The sequence below is a fragment of the Erwinia mallotivora genome, assembly GCF_000590885.1.
GTDB classification, from domain to species: Bacteria; Pseudomonadota; Gammaproteobacteria; order Enterobacterales; family Enterobacteriaceae; genus Erwinia; species Erwinia mallotivora.
The window spans coordinates 119,067-141,623 of sequence record NZ_JFHN01000053.1 but is presented as its reverse complement, the minus strand read 5'-3'; the positions used below and the strand labels follow the sequence as shown (position 1 = coordinate 141,623).

The following is a 22,557-nucleotide window of genomic DNA, read 5'->3' as shown; positions in this document are numbered from 1 at the left end:
GCGCATCAGGGGGCCTTTTTTATTGATATCACAACGTTTTTATTGACCGTTCTGCCACAGCTCTACCAGTTCAGCCGGGGCGAGCTCTTCCGGAATGACAATCACGATGCTACCGGACTGTTGCTGCGTGGCGTAGCTGATAGCCACGCGATAGTAACGCCTGTCGCCGCTTCCGGCACAACCCTGCTCACCTTGCGGCTCTCCTAATGGCAGAGACTGGCGTAACACGTTGCAGACATGTTCACGCTCGGAGGCACTGAGCTGAGCCAGAGTGATACGTTTTGCCGCAGCCAGCTTGGGGATATAAGCGAAACCGCCTTCACGCGCTACGTCAATCACCGCGTCGTCACTCAGTTCCGGAAGGGCGTTGCTCATAATACGCCAACCTGCTTCCAACCATCCTCAATGGCCTGTCCGACAGAGGCGTTGAAGCGTGTCTGCCCATGTTTAACCGTGAACTGGGCAAAGGTTTTAAAGTCGGCATCCTGGGGCAGCGTTTTATCACAAACGGTATCATACCAGGCATAGCCCGCCTGCTCCCAGGCATAGCCGCCCAGAGCTTTTGCCGCCAGATAAAATGCCCGGTTAGCGATACCTGAGTTCAGGTGGACGCCACCGTTGTCATCGCGGGTTTGAACGTAGCCTTGCATATCTGCCGGTTGCGGATCTTTACCTAACAGGGGATCGTCATAAGCCGTACCGGGTTGAGACATCGAACGCAGTCCCTTGCCATTAATTCCTTTTGCCAGCAACCCTTCACCGATTATCCAGTCGGCCTGGTCGGCAGTTTGTTGAAGATGGAACTGTTTCACCAGCGAACCAAATACATCAGAGAGCGATTCATTCAGTGCGCCAGCCTGACCGAAATAGATCAATCCGGCTTCGGTTTCGGTAACGCCGTGCCCCAGTTCGTGACCCACAACGTCCAGCGCGATGGTGAAGCGGTTAAAAATCTCCCCGTCACCGTCACCAAACACCATCTGCTGACCATTCCAGAATGCATTCTGATAATCCTTGCCGTAATGAACGGTCCCTTTCAGCGTCAGGCCTTTGTTATCCAGAGAATTACGTTGCCATGCACGCCAGAAGAAATCATAAGTTACGCCCAAATAATCCCAGGCTTCGCGGCTGGCGACATCATCGTTATCGGGTTGACCTTCGCTACGCACCAGCTTGCCAGGTAGCGTCTGAGTATGTCCGGCGTCGTAAATTTCACGCTGAACCTGACCGGCTTGTGGCGTACTGACGCCGCCCGGTTTTACCCAGTTTTCGGCCATCAAAGTCTGAACATGGGTCAGGGTATTGCGTGCGCAGCTTTGCTGTTGACCCGAGCCATTATCGATAATTTTGCGCAGGATGTAGGGGGGAATAACACTATGCTTCATACCAGAACTCCCTGATTCTCAGAGGATGTGGTTTGAGTATAGGAAATTGAGGCCATTTTTGATCAGAGTTTTTGTGTTTAAACTTTAATCAGTGACCTGTGCCCGTGTTCAGGGATTATCAGAATTTGCCGAGCAAGAGTGGATATTAATTTGCATCATAATACAGGTGACTATTGTCGGTTATGACTGAGAGATTTAATAACGTAAAAGGGGAGGTCAGAGTTAAATACCCTTCAGAATCATATTTTTAAATCATAGAACAGCCACCAGAAGCCAGGCGAATGACGTTTTTTTGGATCTTCAGCCATCAGGTTTCGCTGTATATTGCGCAGGAAAGCGATGCGTATGCGGTTTTAAACTGAGTTTTATTCGTGCTTTTTAGCAGGAATTGATCAGGGGTAAAGTCTTTCCACTAATTATAAATCCAGGATGGAAAATTCTGAGGGTAAATATATCGCAAAAACGTTTCCTGATAGATATGAAGAACCAGGTGGAGTATTAAGTATAAAATTCTCAGTTGAGAATTAAATTTTGTAAATATCAGCTTTGCAAAATATTCTGAGAATATGCGGTAATATTATACTTATTTCAACGTGATGTTAAAAATGGAGTTATTATGATTGGTGAATGTTTCTGGTGCTGTGGCAAAGTTATCCAGAACAGGGATGTTTTTCCAGCGGAGGTTGAAAAAAAATATGTTGTCGTAGACCAACAGCCTGTAACTGCCAATGTATGTGAAGTCTGCAATTCAAACGAAGAAATGGTAGTAAAAAACCACAGACTGAGAATGCAAAATAGTATGCTGTTGGTTAATATAAGAACGCTTGAAAAAAAGGTTGTAGTTTTGAACAATGAAATTCATGAGTTAAATGAAAAAAAAGTTAACTCAAAAAACACCGCGCCGGATTTTTCTCAAATTGAAAAAGTAAATTTAAATTACAGTGCGAATAGTAGTAAGGAAAATTTGAAGAAATCGGGATTTGAGATAAACAATAAAAACCCTGCGCTCGAAAAAACAGGTCTTTAAATTTAAAGAATGTTCAGAGATGCTTAAATAACCTGATTGCGATGCAAATCCTCGCCCTCTGCGGGCGGGGATCTCAGGAGAGAATATAAAAACTCCAGCCTTAACGACTGCTGATGATTTTTTACAGGTTTATCGTGATATTTATCTGGTGCTACGTGATTTTCTCAACGGTTTCACCGAGGTGACCTCGCTTTCCACCCAGCCATCATCCAGCCTGGTTTTCAGAATCTCGCCTGGTTTTATCTGCCGGGTTTTTTTAATCACCTGTCCGTCAGTCGCGGTGGTCACGCTGAAGCCACGAGCCAGCGTGGCCAGTGGACTGACGCCCTCCAGCTGACCGGCCAGCGTGGAAAAACGCTGTTTATCGGCATGTAAACGCTGCTGTAAAGTCTGTTGCAGCCGATAATATAGCTGCTGCATGTGTTGCTGAGCCTGATGAATTTTACTCTGAGGCTGGAAGCTTCCCAGGCGCTGCGCGGGACGTTCCAGTTGACGATCCGCCTGACGCAGTTTGCGCTGTATCGCTTCGGCAAGACGACCTTGCAGCTTCATTAGCGTCGTTTGCTGGCGGGCCAGTTGCAGCTGAGGATGCTGCTGCTGCAAACGATGATGCAGAAGGGCAAATTTACGACGCTGTTCAGCAAGATAGTAATCTGTCGCCATTTCCAGCCGGGTTTGCAGCGATTGCAACTGACGCAGCAATTCCGTCTGATTGCGACTGACCAGCTCCGCTGCCGCTGAAGGGGTGGGCGCACGCAAGTCGGCGACGAAATCACTGATGGTGACATCTGTCTCGTGACCTACGGCGCTGACGATGGGGATACGACTGGCAAAAATCGCCCGCGCCACCCGTTCGACATTAAAGCTCCATAAGTCTTCCAGCGAACCGCCGCCGCGCCCGACAATCAGTACATCACATTCCCCACGCAGGTTAGCCAGTTCAATCGCACGGACCAGCGCATCCGGCGCATCCACACCCTGAACCGGGGTAGGGTAAATCACTACCGGCAGTGACGGATCGCGGCGATGCAATACGTGCAGTATGTCACGTAAGGCAGCTCCGGTGGCCGAGGTAATAACGCCAACCTGACGGGCGGGATCGGGCAGGGGTTGTTTGTATCTCTGGTCAAACAAACCTTCAGCCAGCAGTTTCTGCTTAAGTTGCTCAAACTGCTGTTGCAACAGCCCTTCACCCGCAGGCTGCATACTTTCAGCGATCAGCTGATAGTCGCCACGTGGTTCATACAGAGTGATGGTCGCGCGTACCAGCACCTGCTGACCATTTTGTGGACGGAAGGTCACCCGGCGGTTGCTGTTGCGAAACATAGCACAGCGCACCTGAGCAGCATCATCCTTCAGGGTGAAATACCAGTGACCGGAAGAGGGTTGGGAAAAATTCGAAATTTCAGCGCTTAACCAGATTTGCCCCATCTCCATCTCCAGCAGTTTACGCACCGTGGTATTGAGACGGCTGACGGTAAAAATATTTGCTGAAGACGGTAGCGACATGTGATTAAGATCAAATTTTAAATCATAGGGTTAATTGACCGATACTACATGGCTGGTGACAGGGATCAAGAGTTTTCAGAAATAAAGCTGGAGGCAATCGGTTACGGCCTGTATAATGCCGCGGCAATATTTTATATGTTCTCATTCACCCTGAGGTTGAGATATTGCCATGCTAAGAATCGCTAAAGAAGCCCTGACATTTGACGACGTTTTGCTCGTTCCTGCTCATTCGACCGTTCTGCCCAACACCGCCGACCTCAGCACCCAGCTTACCAAAACCATCCGTCTGAATATCCCCATGCTCTCCGCTGCAATGGACACCGTGACCGAAGCCGGTCTGGCTATTGCTCTGGCGCAGGAAGGCGGCCTGGGTTTTATTCATAAAAATATGTCGGTTGAACGCCAGGCGGAAGAAGTTCGCAAGGTGAAAAAACATGAAAGCGGCGTGGTGACCGACCCGCAAACCGTGCTGCCCACCACGACCCTGAGCGAAGTTCAGCGCCTTACTGAGCAGAACGGTTTTGCCGGTTACCCGGTGGTCAACGGCGACAATGAGCTGGTGGGCATCATCACCGGTCGTGACGTGCGTTTCGTTACCGATATGAACCAGCCTGTTTCCGCCGTGATGACGCCAAAAGAGCGACTGGTCACCGTGCGTGAAGGTGAAGCGCGCGAAGTCGTGTTGCAGAAAATGCATGAAAAGCGCGTTGAAAAAGCGCTGGTGGTAGATGAAAGCTTTCATCTGCTGGGCATGATCACCGTGAAAGATTTCCAGAAAGCCGAGCGTAAGCCAAACGCCTGTAAAGATGAGCATGGCCGTCTGCGCGTCGGTGCGGCGGTGGGCGCCGGAGCCGGTAACGAAGAGCGTGTCGATGCGCTGGTGGCGGCAGGCGTGGATGTGTTGCTGATCGACTCCTCTCATGGACATTCCGAAGGGGTATTGCAACGTATTCGTGAAACGCGTGCCAAATACCCCGATTTGCAAATTGTGGGCGGTAACGTGGCAACGGCGGCTGGTGCGCTGGCACTGGTCGAAGCCGGAGTGAGCGCGGTGAAAGTCGGTATTGGCCCGGGTTCTATCTGTACCACCCGTATTGTAACGGGCGTGGGTGTGCCACAAATCACTGCGGTGGCTGATGCTGTCAGCGCACTGAAAGGCACCGGCATTCCGGTTATCGCTGATGGCGGTATTCGTTTCTCCGGTGATATTGCCAAAGCGATTGCGGCGGGCGCATCTGCGGTGATGGTGGGTTCCATGCTGGCGGGTACGGAGGAGTCGCCGGGTGAGATCGAGCTTTATCAGGGACGTTCCTTCAAATCTTATCGCGGTATGGGCTCGCTGGGCGCGATGTCAAAAGGCTCCTCTGACCGCTATTTCCAGACTGATAATGCCGCCGACAAGCTGGTTCCGGAAGGGATCGAAGGGCGAGTGGCCTATAAAGGGCGTCTGAAAGAGATTGTTCACCAGCAGATGGGGGGCCTGCGTTCCTGTATGGGCCTGACCGGCTGTGGTACTATCGACGACCTGCGCACCAAAGCGGAATTTGTCCGTATCAGCGGTGCCGGTATTTCGGAAAGCCACGTCCATGACGTGACCATCACCAAAGAGTCGCCGAACTACCGTATGGGTTCCTGATAACCCCTGCTTATATGCCCGGCACTGCCGGGCGTTTTAATCCTGAACCCTCAATATGTTATTGCTCTGGAATACCCAATGACGACGGAAAACATTCATAAACACCGCATACTGATCCTCGATTTCGGTTCGCAGTATACGCAACTGGTTGCTCGCCGTGTGCGTGAGCTGGGCGTTTACTGTGAGCTGTGGGCGTGGGACGTCACGGAAGAGCAGATCCGCCAGTTCAACCCGAATGGCATTATTCTCTCTGGTGGCCCGGAAAGTACCACTGAACTTAACAGCCCGCGTGCGCCAGAATACGTATTCAATGCCGGTATTCCGGTGTTGGGTGTGTGCTACGGAATGCAGACCATGGCACTGCAACTGGGCGGTAAAGTTTCTGGCTCCAGCGAGCGTGAGTTTGGCTACGCGCAGGTTGAAGTTGGCGTCGAAAGTGCGCTGACCCGCGATATCGAAGACTCTCTCAGCGCCGCAGGCAAGCCGCTGCTGGATGTGTGGATGAGCCACGGCGATAAAGTCACGGGGATCCCGGCGGGATTCGTTACCGTGGCCAGCACCGAAACCTGTCCGTTTGCCATTATGGCCAACGAAGAAAAGCGTCTGTATGGCGTCCAGTTCCATCCGGAAGTGACTCATACCCGTCAGGGGCTGCGTTTGCTGGAACGCTTTGTGCGCGATATCTGCCAGTGCGAAGCCCTGTGGACACCGGCAAAAATTATCGAAGATGCGGTGGAGCGTCTGCGTGAGCAGGTGGGCAACGATAAGGTGATCCTCGGCCTGTCAGGCGGGGTGGACTCTTCGGTGACGGCAATGCTTCTGCACCGTGCGATTGGCGATCGCCTGACCTGTGTCTTTGTCGATAACGGTCTGCTGCGCCTGAACGAAGCCGAGCAGGTAATGGATATGTTTGGCGATCATTTTGGTCTGAACATTGTTCACGTTCCTGCCGAGGCGCGTTTCCTTGATGCGCTGGCCGGTATTGACGAACCGGAAGCCAAGCGCAAAACCATCGGGCGGGTATTTGTCGAGGTCTTTGATGAGCAGGCCACCCGGCTGACGGACGTTTCCTGGCTGGCACAGGGAACAATCTATCCGGATGTGATTGAGTCTGCGGCCTCTGCCACCGGTAAAGCACACGTAATCAAATCGCATCACAATGTTGGCGGTCTGCCAAAAGAGATGAAGCTGGGCCTGGTTGAGCCGCTGAAAGAGCTGTTCAAAGATGAGGTGCGTAAGATTGGTCTGGAGCTGGGGCTGCCTTACGACATGTTGTTCCGCCACCCGTTCCCGGGGCCGGGGCTGGGTGTACGCGTGCTGGGTGAGGTGAAAAAAGAGTATTGCGATCTGCTGCGTCGTGCCGATGCCATTTTCATCGAAGAGCTGCGCAAAGCGGAGCTGTATGACAAAGTCAGCCAGGCATTCACCGTTTTCCTTCCGGTGCGTTCGGTCGGGGTGATGGGCGATGGACGCAAATACGACTGGGTGGTGTCATTGCGCGCGGTGGAAACCATCGACTTTATGACTGCGCACTGGGCGCATCTGCCCTATGAGTTTTTGGGCCGCGTCTCTAACCGTATTATCAATGAGATCGACGGCATTTCCCGCGTGGTGTATGACATCAGCGGTAAGCCGCCAGCGACCATTGAGTGGGAGTAGGTTTTTTATAACAACCTGATTTTCTTTTGATAAAATCATGCCATTAATGGTTAATTCATCATTAATGGCATTTTTTGGCAGGTTGAATGCATGCGATGCGGAAAAAACTGATGTCATTATTCTGAATAATAATTTGTATATTTTTTTGATATAATGTTATTTATAGCTTCCGTGGTTATATTTTTAGCGCAGACTTTTCAGTTCACTCTTCTTTGGAATGAAATGTGAGGTTAAATACCTTTTCCCCGGTTTCCTGTATTTTGCATTCAGCTTCACATAAAGCCGATACAGGCTGATTATGCTGGAATACATGTAGAAAATGCTGAGCGACAGCGAAAGCTGTACGAGGGGTCACTTTGGTTCCTGGCATAGTTATGTTGACTTGATGTTGCCTGTCGAAATTTTCTTCGGGTTCACGGAATCTGAATTTTATTTCAAACACGATTTTGGCTCCTGCCTGTATTGCGTCTTCAAAGTGGCGTTTCCCTAGTTCTGCAACGAATATTGGCTCCGCCGCCTTCATAGTAATTTTTGTGATAATACCTATTGCGAGAAGCGCCAGGGATTCTGCCGAGTCTTGTTCATCGGGGTTCCAGGCGTCCTTCCGTTTAATGTTTCCGTGAAAATAGAAACCTCGCTTTTCGACTAGATGATTAATAATGTCATCTGCATTTGGTTTCGTCGAAATGAGCTTTGCCGAATCTGAATTCCGATCATTCTTTGCTGGAATCAGATCTTTGATGGCAAGCTCAACAATATTACGAAATTCTTGGTTTGATTTTAGCGCAGCTTGCAAGCTTGGTGTTTTAAATTGACCATTCCCATACAGTGACTCGATCAACAGGAATGAGTAGCGGAAGGAATTTATGAATTCCTGATTTTTAAGCATTTTGCGAGCGCTTTTTACAAAGGCAACTTCAAATCTCGGACCATCATATTTCTCAGCAGCCATAAGCGCCCGCGTAAACATATCGAAACTGAGAGGCAATGCAGAATCATGTCTGCCCATTGATATACTCTTTATGGATAGTCGCGTTTCTTCTTCCGGGGTTTCTCCTTCATATTTGGCCTCAATTTCCTCTGTCATGAGTTCAATATCATGAAAACATTCGAGAAATGTGGCTGTGTTATCGAGTTGACGTTTCACGAATGCTATAAGTTCATCGTGCCCGGTTATCGTTGTCATAGCCTCATAAGTGGCTCGTTTCTGAAAGCTCGGTGCATATTCCAGAGGCTGCTTTTCGAAAGTAAGTTCAATAGCTTTGGCGTAACCACTCTCTTCAATGATGCGGAGCTTCCCGCCTTGCATTGGGATTTCCCAATGATCGTCAATGATGATTTTGCGTTTGAATGGGACGAAGTAATGAATTCTCACTAAGGTTTAGTCCTCAAACTTTATCGCTAAAAGTGGAATAGTAACTGGAGCAGTTTGTTGCTGCATCACAGATACGTATAAACCTCATCGATTCAATAAGATAGTATACCCCTACGGAGTTGATATAACAGTTACTCACAATGAGTTTCTCTCGAATAGAATTTGACCCCACATATTCAGGAGTGTTTTCAGTTTGGTACGGCGGCATGATAGCCACAGACTCACAAGTGAGACGAATGAAGAGAAGGTTAGCCTTATTTTGCAAGGTTTACTCCTTCGATGTTATAGTTATTTGTATCACAGATGAGACGTTACTGAATGAGGTTGCAATGCCCGAAGAAAAAAACATGAGTAAGCTTCGTCGGACAAAAGGCTCGGTTATACGCCCTTCAACCGAAACAGCTTTGGTCAAATTGGGCAAAGACATCGAATTTGCACGTAGAGTAAGAGGCATTCCTGCTGATACGTTTGCAAAATCCGCAGGAATCTCTCGTTCTACTTTACACCGACTTGAGAGGGGCAATGGTGCCGGTATCTCACTCAACACTCTCGCAATGGTGCTCACCATTCTTGGGAAACTTGACCTCTTGAGTAATTTGATCGACATGCGCAATGATGACATTGGTCTCTCTATGCTACGTGAAAATGTTATGCAAGGCGCAAAGCCGCCCCGTAAAGATACTAGTGCGAATGTCACGATCCGGTCCGGGGCCGGGAAGATGCAACGAGCGGCAGGTACAGCGACCGTTAACAAATCGACAAAATCTGGTGTTGAAGCAAAAGCGCTGGGCAATCAGGGGACGTTGGTAGTCAGCCCTTCAGGACGTAGTTCATCATTGCTTTCTCGCTTAAAAGCTACACGAGACTCTTCCGGCTCATAATTAGAGAATTGATATGAGGCAAAGACTTTACGTTTGGATGGATGGTCAAGGTCTGGTAGGGCAGTTGGATTTTAACGTCGACGGGGTGCGACAGAACTCCGTTTTCACCTATGCGCCGAATTGGATCGATAATCCGGAGGGCTATGATCTCTCTCCCTTCATGCTGCGCAGCCAGATAGTCGCGTCGGCCAGCCTGCAAGGAAATTCATCTCCCCTTGTGATGCCGATCGCCGATAGCACGCCTGATTCCTGGGGGCGCGCTATTATGCGTGTAGCGAATGGTGGTCGTGCAATGAATGATTTTGAGTACCTGATTGGGGTCGATGATTTCCTGCGTTCGGGAGCACTTCGTTTTTATGAGAGCGATGCATGGGACGCGCTTCCTCTGGCCCAGCCCCGGACCGGGGAAAAGGCCTATTCTATACCAAGACTCATTGAACTCGAGACTATGATTCATGAGGTTCGCGCCTTAGAAGCAGATCCTACTCATTATCGAGAAAACCGGGCAAAATTGCTTGCCGGACAAATATTGCTTGATGCGGCAGGCTCATTAGGCGGCGCGAGACCAAAAGTAAATGTGCGTGATGAGGACCAGACTATCTGGATAGCGAAGTTGCCTAAGCAGGGTGATGAATATGATATGGCGCGTGCCGAAGTTCTTACTCTTCGTCTCGCGGGGGAAATAGGAATGACGGTTTCTGAAGCCAGACTACTTGTCGTAGCTGGCCAATTTCCTGTGGCCTTGATTAAGCGTTTTGATCGGTCTTATGAAGATGCTAAAAACCCTCGTCGTATCCATTTTATTACCGCACAGACTTTTATGGGCTTAGCGGGAACCGAGCCATCAAACTATGTCTCTATAGCTGAGCAGATGATGATAAATGGTGCTGGTGATGATTTGGTCGAGCTCTGGACACGAATGGCTTATTCTGTGCTGATCCAGAATACAGACGATCATCTGCGTAATCACGGCTTCATCCGAACAGCTAATCGCTGGGCTCTATCCCCCGCCTATGATATTAATCCCGACCCGTCACCTGGTGGCACCCTAAAGACCGCGATAAGTGATATCCACGGGAATGAACTCAATATTTTGGAGGTGTTGGATGCGGCGCAGCTTTTCAATATCGACACCGATGAAGCTTGCGAGGCTCTTAAGGTCATGGCGGAAATTATTAGAGATAGATGGCGTCCTCTTGCTTCGGCGTTGGGAATGACGGCAAAAGACATTAAGATGCTTGCACCAGCCTTTGAAAGCCCGCAGGTGAAGGAAGCTTTGGGTCTTTGATGATCAAATTTCCGCATACTTATATCACCTCGGTTGTCAGCACCATAAAAAATAGCTTTCGCGGTATGGTATAAGTTTGACCGATTTCAAATGATAGCTGAGCCCACCTGTGTGTGGGCTTTTCCTTGCCCGGTTAGCGGACCGGGCCTTTCCACCGAGGTGATTATTGTCCTCAAATGCAGCGAATTCAGAGCGGTTAAAAAAACTGAAGAACGATGACGTCCGGAAAGCGAAAGTCGACTCAGATATTCGGGATATGTCCCCATTGTAAAAGCGGTTTAGCCTGACGCCCTGAATGGCGGTAATAATTTATTGCGCTTTCCCAGTGGTCGAAGGGAAATTTTACCACTTCACTGTAGTAGCTTGATTTCATAAGTTTCCATATATCCCTGAACATGGCATGCCATTGAGTCACATCAACATTATTCAGCTGATTTCGAATGTGGAACCAGTGAACAGTCGGGAAACGATCTCGCTGGCGGAAAGTTTTGCCGGATAACAATCCGTAGCAAACGAACGTTGCGGACGAGACAAGTTGTTGCAAGATAATTTCAGCAAGTTCTCCACCTACGGCATCAAAAACCAGATCGGAAGCTGCAATAGCTTTTTGCACCGCTGCACTGTCGTGTTGTGAAACAGGGATAATGCCGCATTCACTTAATCTTTTCGCGTGAAGCGGTGACCGATGAATCCCTGTTACCTTTTTTGCGCCGAGGCGAAGCGCCCATTGTCCGAGCAGGAGTGCGCAATCTGAGGCGGCAGCGGTCAGGAGTATATGTCTGTCAGCAGGAGGATGCAGACGTAGCATCATTAATGCGGCAACGGGGTTGATATATGCCCGCGCTGCCAGTTCGTTACTGATCTCTTCGGGTACAGGAATTGCGTATTCAGCAGGGCAGTCGACCAGTGTTTGCCATGTCCCTTCTCCACGCAGCGGTAGTACTCGCTGCCCTGTAAGATACCTGTGGGAGTCCGGTGCTGCCGTGACATAACCGACCCCTTCATAACCTGCAACCATGGGAAGTGTGATCCGGTGATGATAAGCGCCCGTCACCGGAATAAGATCGGAAGCATTAACCGGTGAAAAGAGCATTTTCACTCGCAACACACCCTGCCTGTAGGGTTTGAAGTCTCTGTTCTCCAGTTTCAGGATTTTTTCTGGCACACCAAACTCGTTGTAGCAGATGGCATCGTTACGCATTTCAGGAGCCTTACACAGGGTGGATAAAACGGTTATTAAATGAGGTCTGTGGTGAGTATTCAAGTTTAATTATTGACGAGCATTGCTGATTATTTTTGTTAAAGACTTATGGTGTAAATGGATTGAGAAAATAAATCGGCCATCAGGCCGGTTATCAGGGTGGAGATACGTTATTTTTTTACAGAAAAACATTATCCCATCAATTTTATAAGAGGGCGATAAGATGAAAATCATAAGCGCATTTTTTTGGTTTTACTTATCACATCCTGTCACATAAATGATCCACGGTCACAAATTCATCGGGCTGATATCACAACCGTTGATAACCAGCTATGTGTCAAATTACCTGATTCTGAACGAGAAAAAACATCGTCATTAACCATTAAGAAAATCGGTAATGGCAAGCCTTTTTTTAGATAAGGAATTTATAGCGAAAAATGCTGTTGAAATATATTCAGATAAATGTATTTCTGTTTTTGGTTTTGAATTATGGATGGTAAGGAGTATGTTGCTTCCGTTAATTCAATACGAGAAGGTGAAATTGCCAGAAGCGGAAATAGCGATAGCGTGACATTTTATTTATGGCGGGATAAAGAGACGTTAAAGGTGGTGGATATTAACCGGTCTCTCAGCGAGTTTATCTGTTGATAAGATAAATTCTTCTGCCTTCGTGGCAGAAAGTGGCTGTCTCAGAATATAAACGCTGCGATCATTACTCCAGCTCGAAAACAAAAGCTGAAACTACGTCAGCCTGCTTTTATCACCGCTGTTTAGTCATCAATGGATAGTTACCGCACTCCACCTGTACAGCTGAGAGGTGACCGGTAAACGGGTCACCTTGTTCTCATACACAGATTACTGAAGGGGCTGTATCGCTCTGGCTACGGCGCTTCAAATCTGCCTGACCTCAAGGCCCGGAACGAAAGACTCCAGCTTTGAGATAACATCCTCTGAGGTTCTGGAGCAAATTAACACCATTTTCTTACCGGTTTGCGCCAGCTCCTTTAAATGCCTGCCCATTTCAAGCCCTGTGCTGGGAATAATATGAAAACCCGAAGGCACAACAATATAGATGGTTTCGCAACTGATATAGACATCGGGTAGCTCACTACGACGCGACAGATCTGAAAAGAAGTCGGTGAAGCTGATAGCACAACTGTTGCTCTTAATGATCTGTTCCTGCGAGGTAATAAAGGTGATTTCCAGAATATTACTGTTATTTTCCCGGCGATATGCAGTCACCAGACGGTCACCTCGCTTCATTAGCGATGCGGCAGCCTGCTGTCCTCCATGACATTGAGGATCGGTGAGTAACTGTTCAAAACTGAACGGCCTGTCATCGCTCGTGATCAATACCCGATCGGAATTAATATCAATTTTGAATTCAGTTGCGCCGCCATGCCTGAAGGCATTAATCAGTAATTCACCGGCGATGTCCCTGATGGCAATGCCAACGTCTTTACCCCAGACGTCATAAATATAACTGAACTCGACCGCGTCGCAGATTTCATTTATGGCAGCGAGGTCGTTTTGCATAAAAGAGCGATTAACCTGTGCCAGTGGAACCTCATTTCCCTTGTGGAGAAAATCACAGAGCGGGCTTTTGATTGTCTGCTGTAAGTGGGCACGAAGTTCTGCCAGTTCGCGCCAGCGATTCAGCATCTCCACCGTAAAACGCACCTCGTCGGTATCGATGGTTTTGGCATGGGTTTCGCACATCCAGATGCCGTTGCTGTAGTCTGACAGCAGACTTTTATCGAATTTTGAAATATCCAGACGTCTGCGCGCGCCTTTTCCCTGCGATGCGGCACAAATATGTGCCGCATTCCCGGTATTGGCTGTCTGAGTGGCAGACTCCAGTGAAGGGCCGGACGTCGGAATATGACAACCCGGAAAGGAACAGACATAGCCAGCTCGTGCTGCGAGTTTTGCAATCGTATCCTGGCTGAAGTTTTCGCGCATGTTAATACCTTCAAAGATAAGCACAATGACCTTGCTGACAGCGAGTCAACATGGCACAGAAATGCGGTTGCCCCGTTAAATGGCGCGGTTCTCTTAATGCAGCAGAAAAAGAGTGGCCAGGCCAAGGAAAATAAAGAAGCCCCCCGTGTCGGTCAGTGCGGTAATCAGCACGCTGGAACCGACCGCCGGGTCGCGTTTAAGTTTGATCATAATCAGCGGGATCAGCACCCCCATCAACGCAGCCAACAGCAGGTTCAGCATCATTGCCAGCATCATCACACCGCCCAGTGACGGATTGCCATACATTGCCCAGGTGACGCCCCCCATAATCCCTCCCCAGAACAGACCGTTGATCAACGCCACGCCCAGCTCGCGGGCAATCAGAAAGGTAAAATTGCCGGGCTCAACCTGATGCAGTGCCAGCGCCCGTACAATCATGGTAATGGTCTGATTACCGGTATTGCCGCCAATACCGGCAACGATGGGCATCAATGTTGCCAGCGCCACCAGTTGAGAGATTGTATCTTCAAACAAACCTATCACCCTGGATGCGACAAATGCGGTACACAGGTTAATGGCCAGCCATGTCCAGCGGGTTTTTACGGCTTTTTGTACCGGCGCAAACACATCTTCGTCGGGATTCACCCCGCCCATCTTACGGATGTTGCTGTCATTCTCTTCGTTGACCAGGTCGATGACGTCTTCCACGGTAACCCGGCCCATCAGTTTGCCTTTGGCATCGATTACCGCAGCAGAAATCAGATTGTAGCGCTCAAACGCGCCCGCCGCGTTTTCAGCTTTATCATCGATCCGGAATGTCACCGGCATATCATTCATTGCTTCTGCAACCAACATTTCTGGCTGGTTAAGCAGAATATCAGTCAGTGACAGTTCGCCCAGCAACATATTGTTTTCATCGGTAATAAACAGCTTATCGGTGCCGTCAGGAATTGATTTTTTTCGCCGCAGGTAGCGTTGGACGGTCGCCAGTGAGACATCAGCAGGCATGGTCACCAGCTTGAAGTCCATGATGCGACCCACCCGATCGCGGTCAATGTCCATCACTTCAAGTACGCGTGAGCGCTGCGCAGGCTCAAGCGATGTCAGCAGCCGACCGGTTAAGTCACGTGACAAATATCTGGCAAGGTAAACCTGATCGTCGATATCCAGGGGTTCAATCGCCCGCAGCAGGTCGCGGTCGCTCATCTCTTCGGTCAGACTTTCCCAGACACTTTCTGAGGCTTCAACCAGCACCATACCACGCCGCCGGGTCCCGATAAGCTGCCACAATGCCAGGCGCTCATCCCCGGGCAGTGCCTCCAGCAGGTCTGCGAGGTCAGCCGCATGAAGCAGGGTGATATAGCTTTTTATCTCCTTAATGTGTTGCTCGTGTGCTTTGCTGTCGGTTTCACTCTTTTCAGGAGTCCGTTGTAGCAGGGTATCAACGAGGTCACTGTCGTTAAGCAACAGATTAAGAATACGGGCACGGATTTCAGAGAGTTGCTGGGCGTGTGAGTGAATGACAGACATAAAAATTCCCTTGTGCCTGCGAAGGCTGCCGCTGGAGTTAGAGGCTGTCCCACCAGCTGGCGGAGCAGGTTTTAAGTATGATTTAAATCAGGTGAAACAAAAAAGGTTGTGCTGATACGGACAACCAGGTGAGACATGCTGACCGTCAACCTCACTCTTTGCTGGCGGTAACGGGGGCGGCAACATCCTGCTTTTTCTGTTGATGGTGAGCGATAGCACCGGGCACAACATAAATCAGTCGCCCCAGTAAGATGATAAAGCTTACCAGTAATATAATGCGGGTCATCCGGCTGGTTGTTTTGCGTTTTTTGAATGGCATAGCGTGGTTCACGCAGTTAATCCCGAAATTAGCCTGAAGGCGAGAGTGCCATTTAGTCACAGCTTGACTAATGGGTCAATGTCAACCGCCAGCCGTCTGCCAACATGGCTGACAAAGGATAGATTGCCAATGATAAATGATGGCTGAACAGCCGGCATTCCGAAAGAAAAAAACCTGTTATTGACTTAAGTCAAATTATATAAGCCCATTATGCTTAGTATTGCGCACTATCCATCTGGCCATGCCTGAACACCCACCCTTGTTTGGGTATATCCAGCTCAGAAAACCTGTAAACAGCTCAATGAACCTCTCCCTATGGCTTAACCGTTTTTCCCGAAGTAATTGGGGATTAGCTTTACTTTTGCCTCTGTTATTAATGCCTGTCGCCATGCTGCTGTCGGTGAGGCTATGGATGTCGGACGGCTATTTCTACCTGATCTATTTCCCGTTGGCTCTGATGGTAGCGATGCTGCTGGTATTTGACTGGAGAGCGGTTCCGGGCATTATTCTCAGTCTGAGCAGCAGCTATTTTTTCCGTTACGATATGATGCAGGCGATCATAATCGTTGGCATATTCCTTCTGACTCTGCTGTGCGGCTGGACGGGTTATCGCCTGCAGACGTTGCGCAGATGGCGTGTGGATTATGGCAATCTGGAGGTGATGCCGGCACGTTTATTCTGGCTGGTTTTTTTTGTGCCCACCCTGTTGACCTCGCTGATGCAACTGATGACCTCTCTTGGTTTGCTGCCCTTGTACCAGTCCGTCTTCTCGCGTGAGCCTTTTTCCCTGCATACGCTGCTCAATTTGCAGTCCTTACAGCTGACCTGTCTGACCATGATTCAGATCTGCTATCTGTTTATTCGCAGCCTTCGCAACCCGCGATTTATTTATCTCTGTTACCTGCGCATCAGGTCTCAGTCTTCCCCCAATGTCAGGCTGATGGAGTATCTGCTCTGGTGGGGGGTGATCGTTTTTTTTCTGGTGGCGCTGACCCGCGTCAGTGAACCTCAGCATAATCTGCTGAACACCGACTACGGGCTACCCTTACTGCTGCCGCTGATGCTTTGGGCGGCGGTGCGTTTTGGTTATCTGTTTACTTCGCTCAGCTGGGGGATACTGTTGATTGTCCTGTATCAGCTCCACGATCGTTTTATAAATATATCTGTTGATCCCCGATATTTATCGGTGCTGTCGGCCAATCTGCTGGTGTTCAGCCTGAGCATTTTGTTTATCTCCGTCATCAGTTCACGACAGCGGCGTACCATCGCCAGAGTCAGGGCGGCAGCCTTGAATGATTCTGTCATGAACTTACCCAATCTTCGGGCGCTGAATAAGGCACTGAGCAGCCATCCATGTTCCACGCTCTGTTTTATCAGTATTCCCGATCTTGATCGTCTCACCCGGACATACGGTTTACGGGTGCGCATTCAGTACAAACGTGGGCTGGCAAACTATCTCAAGCCTGAGTTACTTCCGGGGGAGGAGGTTTATCAACTGCCGGGATTCGATCTGGTTATGCGCCTGACTGACAGGGAGCATACGGCAAGAATCGAAAACATTGCGGCCAGGCTGAAAGATTATCACCTGAGCTGGAACGGCCTGCCCATCCATACTCAGTTGGGGGTCAGTTATTGCAGCGTTCGTCCACCCGTATTGCACCTTTATGAATTGCTGGGGGAAATGGGACGTATGGCAGAAGTCTCGCTGACCAGTGGCATGGCAGAAAACCTGCAACAAAATATCAACCTGCCGGTGCAGCACCAGATCACCAAAAAGATCGCATTGTTAGATGAGATCCAGCTGGCGCTGAGGATGAATGGTTTCCTGCTGATGGCGCAAAAAAACTGTGGTATTCGGGGTGATGATTATTACGAAATCACGCTGCGGATGCCGGACCGTAATGGCGGCCTGGTGCAGCCCGCTGAACTCTTTATGGTGATCAATGAGTTTGGTTTGCACTGGGCGATTAACCGATGGGTTATTGCTACCACGCTGGCTTTTATTGACCGACATCGTGAAACCATGCCGGGGCTGCGGGTCTCAGTCAATTTGTATACGGCCAGTTTGTGTCGACCCAAACTGGCGGGCGAGGTAAAAGCGTTGTTAGCGCAGTTCGATGTCGAAGCATGGCAGCTGATTCTGGTGGTGGCAGAATCACCCATTCTCACCGACTACAGCTGGGGAAACCGTTCCATAGCCCAACTGCGACAGCAGGGAAGCCGGGTGGCGATTAATAATTTTGGCAGCGGTTACTCCAGTTTCGCCAGTCTGAAAGATGTACAGGTTGACATGCTGACCATTGACGGCAACTTTGTCTGCAACATGGCGAACAACAGCCTCGACAACCAGATTATTGAATCAATCTGTGCGCTTGCCAGACTGAGGAACATGCAGGTGGTGGCGAAATGCGTGGCGACTGAGGAAGTCGCCGGTGTGTTACGCAAGCTGGGAGTGGATTACCTGCAGGGGCCACTTTTTGGTCAGCCCTTCAGTCTGGAAGACCTGAGCGGTGAGAACCCGGATAAATCGGAAAAAAATCATCAGGGCATCAGTCTTTAACCAGCTCTTTTTGCGCCAGTAAAGTCGCAAAGCGCATGGAGATGCGATTGCCATGCTCATCGGTGCGGTGCAACTGACCAAACTCTTCGTTGTACTTCAGAATATGCCAGTTGCGGTAATATGCGCTCAACTCCCCGGATTTAAAGGTAAACGGGAAGCCGACATGACAGGGACTGTCCGGGGTATCCATGGCGGCAACAATCAGATTGTAACCGCCGCGAACCGTACTGGCCTGCATATCGGCAATCAGCTGTGGGATGGTGGTCGGCTGCAGAAACATCATCACCACCGTTGAAATAACCAGCTGCCATGCGCCGTTGAAACGCAGGTTATTGAGATCTTTTTCTGCGGTGGTGATGCCGTTCAGCCCTTCATCCCTGATAATCTGCTCAAGGCGAGCTAGGCTGTCTCGGTTGCAATCCCAGGCGCTCACCTCAAACCCTTTCAGATTAAGATACAGCGCATTGCGGCCATTACCGCAACTCAGGTCTAAAGCCCGTCCGGGAACCATCTGTCGTACCGCTTCCACCACTTCAGAGTGCGTGGCGGTCAGCCGATATTTTTCCGTGTAGTAATTATCTGCTCTGGCATTCATTCGTCAGTTTGTTCCTGAATTTTCAACTGCCAGCCGGTCACCTCTTTCCAGTAACTCTGCTCACGCTCCAGATCGAGCTGCACCAGGTTATTCTGGCTGAAATAGTCACGAGTAAAGGTGAGCGTCCAGTGGCCGTCGTCGGTTTCCAGTTGCAGTGAAGAGGGGGTGGTGGTGGCCTGACGCTGATTATTAAGCAGCGCGCCCAGGCGCAATAAAAATACCAGCGGCAGAAACTGTTTCTTTTTGAACAGCGTCAGGCGCGGCATGTCGTCAACCTTTATTGCCTTGCGGTGGTAGCGCACCAGCGTGGCCAGCAACGTCTGCTGGTCCTGGTTGAAGCCGGGCAGATTGGTATTTTGCAGAATGTAGGACGAGTGACGTTGCAGACCGCTGTGGTTAATAGTCAGCCCAACCTCATGCAACATCGCCGCCCATTTCAGCAGGGCAGAGAGCTGAGGGTTAGCCTGTTTCGGATTCTGCTCGCGCCACTGCGCATAGAGCAGCTCGGTCGTCTCAAGTACGCGCCGGGCCTGATCACTGTCGATAGCGTAGTGGTTAGCAAGGCTTTGCGCCGTCCGGCTGCGGATATCCTGATGACGAAAACGGCCTTCCATTTCATACAGCACCCCTTCGCGCAGTGCGCCATCAGACAGGCGCAGTTCCCGGATAGCCAGCGCATCAAACACCCCGCAAAGGATAGCCAGCCCCGGAATAAACACCGCCTTGCGCTCATCAGACAGTCCCGGCAGGCTCAACGCATCAAAGGATTTGTGTTTGATGGCTTCATCGTAGAGCTTATCCAGACGTTCTGGGGTGATTAACTTTTCTTTTTCGCCCATCGCCAGCAGAACTTCACAGGCGGCTTTTATGGTTCCGGAAGCACCCAGGGCATATTGCCAACCCATCAGGCGATACTGCCATGCCAGCGTTTCCAGCTTCTGTCTGGCCGCCAGCCGCGCCCGGCGAAAGTTCTCTTTACTGATTACGCCGCCAGGAAAATAGAGGTTCGCAAAACTGACGCAGCCCATGCGACGGCTCTCCACCAGGCGAGGCTCAAAATCTTCACCAATGACCATTTCAGTCGAACCACCACCGATATCGATCACCAGCTTACGGCCTTTTTCCGGCTGGGTATGCTCGACGCCCATAAAGATCAGGCGCGCTTCTTCATGGCCAGAAATGACTTCAATCGGGTAGGGGATGACTTCGGCGGCACGTTGCAGAAACTCCTCAGCGTTGATCGCCTGGCGCAGCGTGTGGGTGCCAACAATGGTGACGTTGGCGGGACTGAAGCCCTGTAAACGTTCGGCAAACAGAGCCAGACAGGCCAGACCACGCTGAATGGCTTCTTCACTCAGGATGTTGTTGTAGTCCAGACCGTCAGCCAGGTGCACTCGCTGTTTCAACCTGCCGAGCACCTGCATGGCACCATCGACCACCCTGGCAATCACCATGTGAAAACTGTTCGAACCTAAATCGATCGCGGCAAATTCCTGCGGTTTAGGCATTTTTTTCTGGGATATTGGCATAGTGAGTTAGTCAGGTTGTTCCAGAGATTTGATGTAATCGTAAATAGCCAGCTGCGCGCGAACCTTACGACGGTTGCCACGTGGTACATAACGATTGCTGAGTTCTTTATCCACGAAGCGTGCCTTCAGGGTATCACTGAACAGAATGGCAATGATATCCAGCACCCGGCGTTTCAGAATGGGGTCAAGAATCGAGACGGCGACTTCAATGCGGTAGTCGATATTGCGCGTCATCCAGTCGGCAGAGGAGAGAAATACCTTACTGTCACCGGCATTTTCAAAAACGTAGACGCGATCGTGCTCAAGATAGCGATCCACAATACTGATAACGCGAATATTTTCGCTGATGCCTTCCAGATTGGGGATTAGCGAACACATACCACGGATCAGCAAATTGACCTTAACACCAACGCTTGAAGCGGTATAAAGCCGGTCAACCAGCCCTTTATCCACCAGGTTATTGACCTTCAGCGTGATGCCTGAAGGAATGCCCTGCTGCGCATTGGCAATTTCCGTATCAATAAGTTGATAGAGCATCTGGCGTGAATTTTGTGGTGAAACCATCAGATGTTCAAAGTGCACCGGGCGGTAGGGATTTTCGATAAAATTAAACACGCGACGCACTTCATTAGTGATCCGTGCATCGGCGGTGAGCAGCGAATAATCGGTGTATATCCTGGCCGTTTTCTCATTAAAGTTGCCGGTGCCAATATGCGCGTAGCGGACGATCTCATCATTTTCGCGACGGGAAATCAGAAACAGCTTGGCGTGGATTTTAAGACCGGGTGCGGAAAAGATAACGTGCACGCCGGCCTCAGTCAGCCGTTTTGCCCAGTGAATATTCGCTTCTTCATCAAAGCGCGCCTGAAGCTCGACCACGACGGTGACTTTTTTACCGTTGTAAGCCGCGTGGATCATGGCATCAATAATGCGCGAGTTTTTTGCCACCCGGTAGATGTTAATTTTGATCGCCAGCACCGCCGGGTCGAACGACGCCTGGCGTAACAGCTCCAGCACATGCTCAAAGGTGTGATAAGGGTAATAAAGCAGCACATCGCGGTTACGGATGGCGTCAAAGCCGTTACGAAAGCGATCAAACCAGATATGGCGTAACTGAGGCAGCGGCCTGTTAACCAGATTCGCTTTCCCCACATTGGGAAAGCTGATGAAATCCTTAAAGTTATGATAACGGCCACCGGGTACGATGGAATCATAATTAGAGATATTCAGCTTCTGGCTGAGCATGGATACCATCGCGTCCGGCATGTCGCGTTGGTAGACAAAACGTACCGGTTCCGCCGTCAGGCGCTGTTTCAGACTGGAAGACATCAGCTCCAGCAGGCTGGATTCCATTTCGGTAACCAGATCATATTCAGCATCGCGGGTCATCTTCATTGAGTAGGCGTTCAGCGCATCATAATCAAAGAAGCCACGAAAAATATCGCCCAGACAATAACGCAAAATATTGTCCAGCAGAATCATTGGTTTGCGTCTGCGAGGGGTTTCCGGCGGCAGATTGATAAAACGCGGCACCTTATCGGAAGGGATCTCGAGCAACGCATAACGAATCTCTTCACCCCGAATGATCTCCACCGCCAGATAGGTGTAATCGTCTTTGAGAAACTCAATCAGATCGGTGTCGTGGTTGATCAGAATCGGCGTGATATGTTGGCGCAGATGGTGTTTAAAGTGATGACGAAGCCAGCTTTGTTGGTTGGGGGAGAGCTGGCGTTCATTAATCAGGAAGATCTGATTACGGGCCATTTCCAACAGCAGATCGTTATAAAGACCGTCAAATTCCTGGTCTGCTTTCAGTACCCTGGCCTGAATTTTTTTCAGCAGATGGCGTGGGGTGTTGGGAGAGCCCTGTTCTTCACCGATCAGGATGCGGCGTTTTAAATCTGCAAAACGAACTTTGTAAAACTCTTCCAGATTATTGGAATAGATGCCCAGAAAACGCATACGCTCGATCAGCGGGTTGGTTTTATCTGCCGCTTCCTGTAACACGCGTTCATTGAACGATAACCAGCTCAACTCTTTTTCGATATACAGTTTTTCCTGACCCATTTTTACTCCGTTTAAGCAGAACCTGCCTGAAACT

19 protein-coding genes are annotated in these 22,557 nt (G+C 49.8%); 8 read left to right on the top strand and 11 right to left on the bottom strand.

Annotated elements, in window-relative coordinates:
* Nucleotides 1-39 precede the first annotated feature (39 nt).
* Entirely contained in the window at nucleotides 40-375 is a 336-nt protein-coding gene (locus BG55_RS13175) for a protealysin inhibitor emfourin (protein ID WP_034938344.1), read from the bottom strand.
* A complete protein-coding gene (locus BG55_RS13170) occupies nucleotides 372-1,385 on the bottom strand; it encodes a M4 family metallopeptidase (protein WP_034938342.1) in 1,014 nt (337 codons plus the stop codon). The genes BG55_RS13175 and BG55_RS13170 overlap by 4 nt, the downstream gene beginning before the upstream one ends.
* Before the next feature lie 616 nt (nucleotides 1,386-2,001).
* Between BG55_RS13170 and BG55_RS13165 the strand changes: the two genes are divergently transcribed.
* Nucleotides 2,002-2,412, top strand: a complete 411-nt coding sequence (locus BG55_RS13165; RefSeq protein WP_034938341.1) for a hypothetical protein — start codon at nucleotides 2,002-2,004, stop codon at nucleotides 2,410-2,412.
* Between the two features lie 141 nt (nucleotides 2,413-2,553).
* Here BG55_RS13165 and xseA read toward each other — a convergent pair whose 3' ends face one another.
* Complete coding sequence (xseA, locus tag BG55_RS13160; RefSeq protein WP_034938339.1) at nucleotides 2,554-3,921, bottom strand: exodeoxyribonuclease VII large subunit; 1,368 nt, start codon at nucleotides 3,919-3,921, stop codon at nucleotides 2,554-2,556.
* A gap of 169 nt (nucleotides 3,922-4,090) precedes the next feature.
* On the opposite strand from xseA, the gene guaB reads away from it, so the two are divergent.
* Together guaB and guaA are read left to right on the top strand one after the other, a co-directional pair.
* Nucleotides 4,091-5,557 carry an IMP dehydrogenase gene (guaB, locus tag BG55_RS13155; RefSeq protein WP_034938337.1) on the top strand — a complete coding sequence of 489 codons (1,467 nt, stop codon included), beginning with the start codon at nucleotides 4,091-4,093 and terminating at the stop codon, nucleotides 5,555-5,557.
* A 78-nt stretch (nucleotides 5,558-5,635) separates the two neighbouring features.
* Entirely contained in the window at nucleotides 5,636-7,216 is a 1,581-nt protein-coding gene (guaA, locus tag BG55_RS13150) for a glutamine-hydrolyzing GMP synthase (protein ID WP_034938335.1), read from the top strand.
* A gap of 202 nt (nucleotides 7,217-7,418) precedes the next feature.
* Here the strand turns inward: guaA and BG55_RS13145 are convergent, their stop codons facing one another.
* Nucleotides 7,419-8,591, bottom strand: a complete 1,173-nt coding sequence (locus BG55_RS13145) for a hypothetical protein (protein WP_034938334.1) — start codon at nucleotides 8,589-8,591, stop codon at nucleotides 7,419-7,421.
* Nucleotides 8,592-8,920: 329 nt separating this feature from the next.
* Here BG55_RS13145 and BG55_RS21460 point away from each other — a divergent pair, with 329 nt between their 5' ends.
* Together BG55_RS21460 and BG55_RS13135 are read left to right on the top strand one after the other, a co-directional pair.
* Nucleotides 8,921-9,472 (top strand): helix-turn-helix domain-containing protein, encoded by a 552-nt coding sequence (locus tag BG55_RS21460; RefSeq protein WP_152542772.1) that lies wholly within the window; start codon nucleotides 8,921-8,923, stop codon nucleotides 9,470-9,472.
* A gap of 37 nt (nucleotides 9,473-9,509) precedes the next feature.
* Nucleotides 9,510-10,760 carry a type II toxin-antitoxin system HipA family toxin gene (locus BG55_RS13135; protein WP_160170857.1) on the top strand — a complete coding sequence of 417 codons (1,251 nt, stop codon included), beginning with the start codon at nucleotides 9,510-9,512 and terminating at the stop codon, nucleotides 10,758-10,760.
* A gap of 241 nt (nucleotides 10,761-11,001) precedes the next feature.
* Here the strand turns inward: BG55_RS13135 and BG55_RS13130 are convergent, their stop codons facing one another.
* Nucleotides 11,002-11,961, bottom strand: a complete 960-nt coding sequence (locus tag BG55_RS13130; protein ID WP_034938332.1) for a zinc-dependent alcohol dehydrogenase family protein — start codon at nucleotides 11,959-11,961, stop codon at nucleotides 11,002-11,004.
* 246 nt (nucleotides 11,962-12,207) lie between these two features.
* Between BG55_RS13130 and BG55_RS23520 the strand changes: the two genes are divergently transcribed.
* Both BG55_RS23520 and BG55_RS22860 read left to right on the top strand, forming a co-directional pair.
* Entirely contained in the window at nucleotides 12,208-12,381 is a 174-nt protein-coding gene (locus BG55_RS23520; protein ID WP_368859602.1) for a putative T6SS immunity periplasmic lipoprotein, read from the top strand.
* Nucleotides 12,359-12,532 carry a hypothetical protein gene (locus BG55_RS22860; protein ID WP_160170856.1) on the top strand — a complete coding sequence of 58 codons (174 nt, stop codon included), beginning with the start codon at nucleotides 12,359-12,361 and terminating at the stop codon, nucleotides 12,530-12,532. Before BG55_RS23520 ends, BG55_RS22860 begins: the two co-directional genes overlap by 23 nt.
* A gap of 320 nt (nucleotides 12,533-12,852) precedes the next feature.
* On the opposite strand, the gene BG55_RS21455 is transcribed toward BG55_RS22860, so the two are convergent.
* The 3 genes from BG55_RS21455 to BG55_RS13115 form a co-directional block, all read right to left on the bottom strand.
* Complete coding sequence (locus tag BG55_RS21455; RefSeq protein WP_152542770.1) at nucleotides 12,853-13,923, bottom strand: hypothetical protein; 1,071 nt, start codon at nucleotides 13,921-13,923, stop codon at nucleotides 12,853-12,855.
* Nucleotides 13,924-14,016: 93 nt separating this feature from the next.
* Nucleotides 14,017-15,453 (bottom strand): magnesium transporter, encoded by a 1,437-nt coding sequence (gene mgtE / locus BG55_RS13120; RefSeq protein ID WP_034938331.1) that lies wholly within the window; start codon nucleotides 15,451-15,453, stop codon nucleotides 14,017-14,019.
* A gap of 151 nt (nucleotides 15,454-15,604) precedes the next feature.
* The gene (locus BG55_RS13115) at nucleotides 15,605-15,772 is read right to left on the bottom strand and encodes a YfgG family protein (RefSeq protein ID WP_276551316.1); all 168 of its coding nucleotides are present in this window, start codon (nucleotides 15,770-15,772) and stop codon (nucleotides 15,605-15,607) included.
* Between the two features lie 361 nt (nucleotides 15,773-16,133).
* Between BG55_RS13115 and BG55_RS13110 the strand changes: the two genes are divergently transcribed.
* Nucleotides 16,134-18,332, top strand: a complete 2,199-nt coding sequence (locus BG55_RS13110; RefSeq protein WP_235192757.1) for a sensor domain-containing phosphodiesterase — start codon at nucleotides 16,134-16,136, stop codon at nucleotides 18,330-18,332.
* On the opposite strand, the gene tehB is transcribed toward BG55_RS13110, so the two are convergent.
* The 3 genes from tehB to ppk1 are packed head-to-tail and all read right to left on the bottom strand — an operon-like array spanning nucleotide 18,322 to nucleotide 22,523.
* Nucleotides 18,322-18,927 carry a tellurite resistance methyltransferase TehB gene (gene tehB, locus BG55_RS13105; protein WP_034938328.1) on the bottom strand — a complete coding sequence of 202 codons (606 nt, stop codon included), beginning with the start codon at nucleotides 18,925-18,927 and terminating at the stop codon, nucleotides 18,322-18,324. The genes BG55_RS13110 and tehB overlap by 11 nt on opposite strands.
* Nucleotides 18,924-20,456 (bottom strand): exopolyphosphatase, encoded by a 1,533-nt coding sequence (ppx, locus tag BG55_RS13100; RefSeq protein WP_034938326.1) that lies wholly within the window; start codon nucleotides 20,454-20,456, stop codon nucleotides 18,924-18,926. The genes tehB and ppx overlap by 4 nt, the downstream gene beginning before the upstream one ends.
* Before the next feature lie 6 nt (nucleotides 20,457-20,462).
* On the bottom strand, nucleotides 20,463-22,523 hold the full coding sequence (gene ppk1 / locus BG55_RS13095) for a polyphosphate kinase 1 (RefSeq protein ID WP_034938324.1): 2,061 nt from the start codon (nucleotides 22,521-22,523) through the stop codon (nucleotides 20,463-20,465).
* Nucleotides 22,524-22,557: the final 34 nt, after the last annotated feature.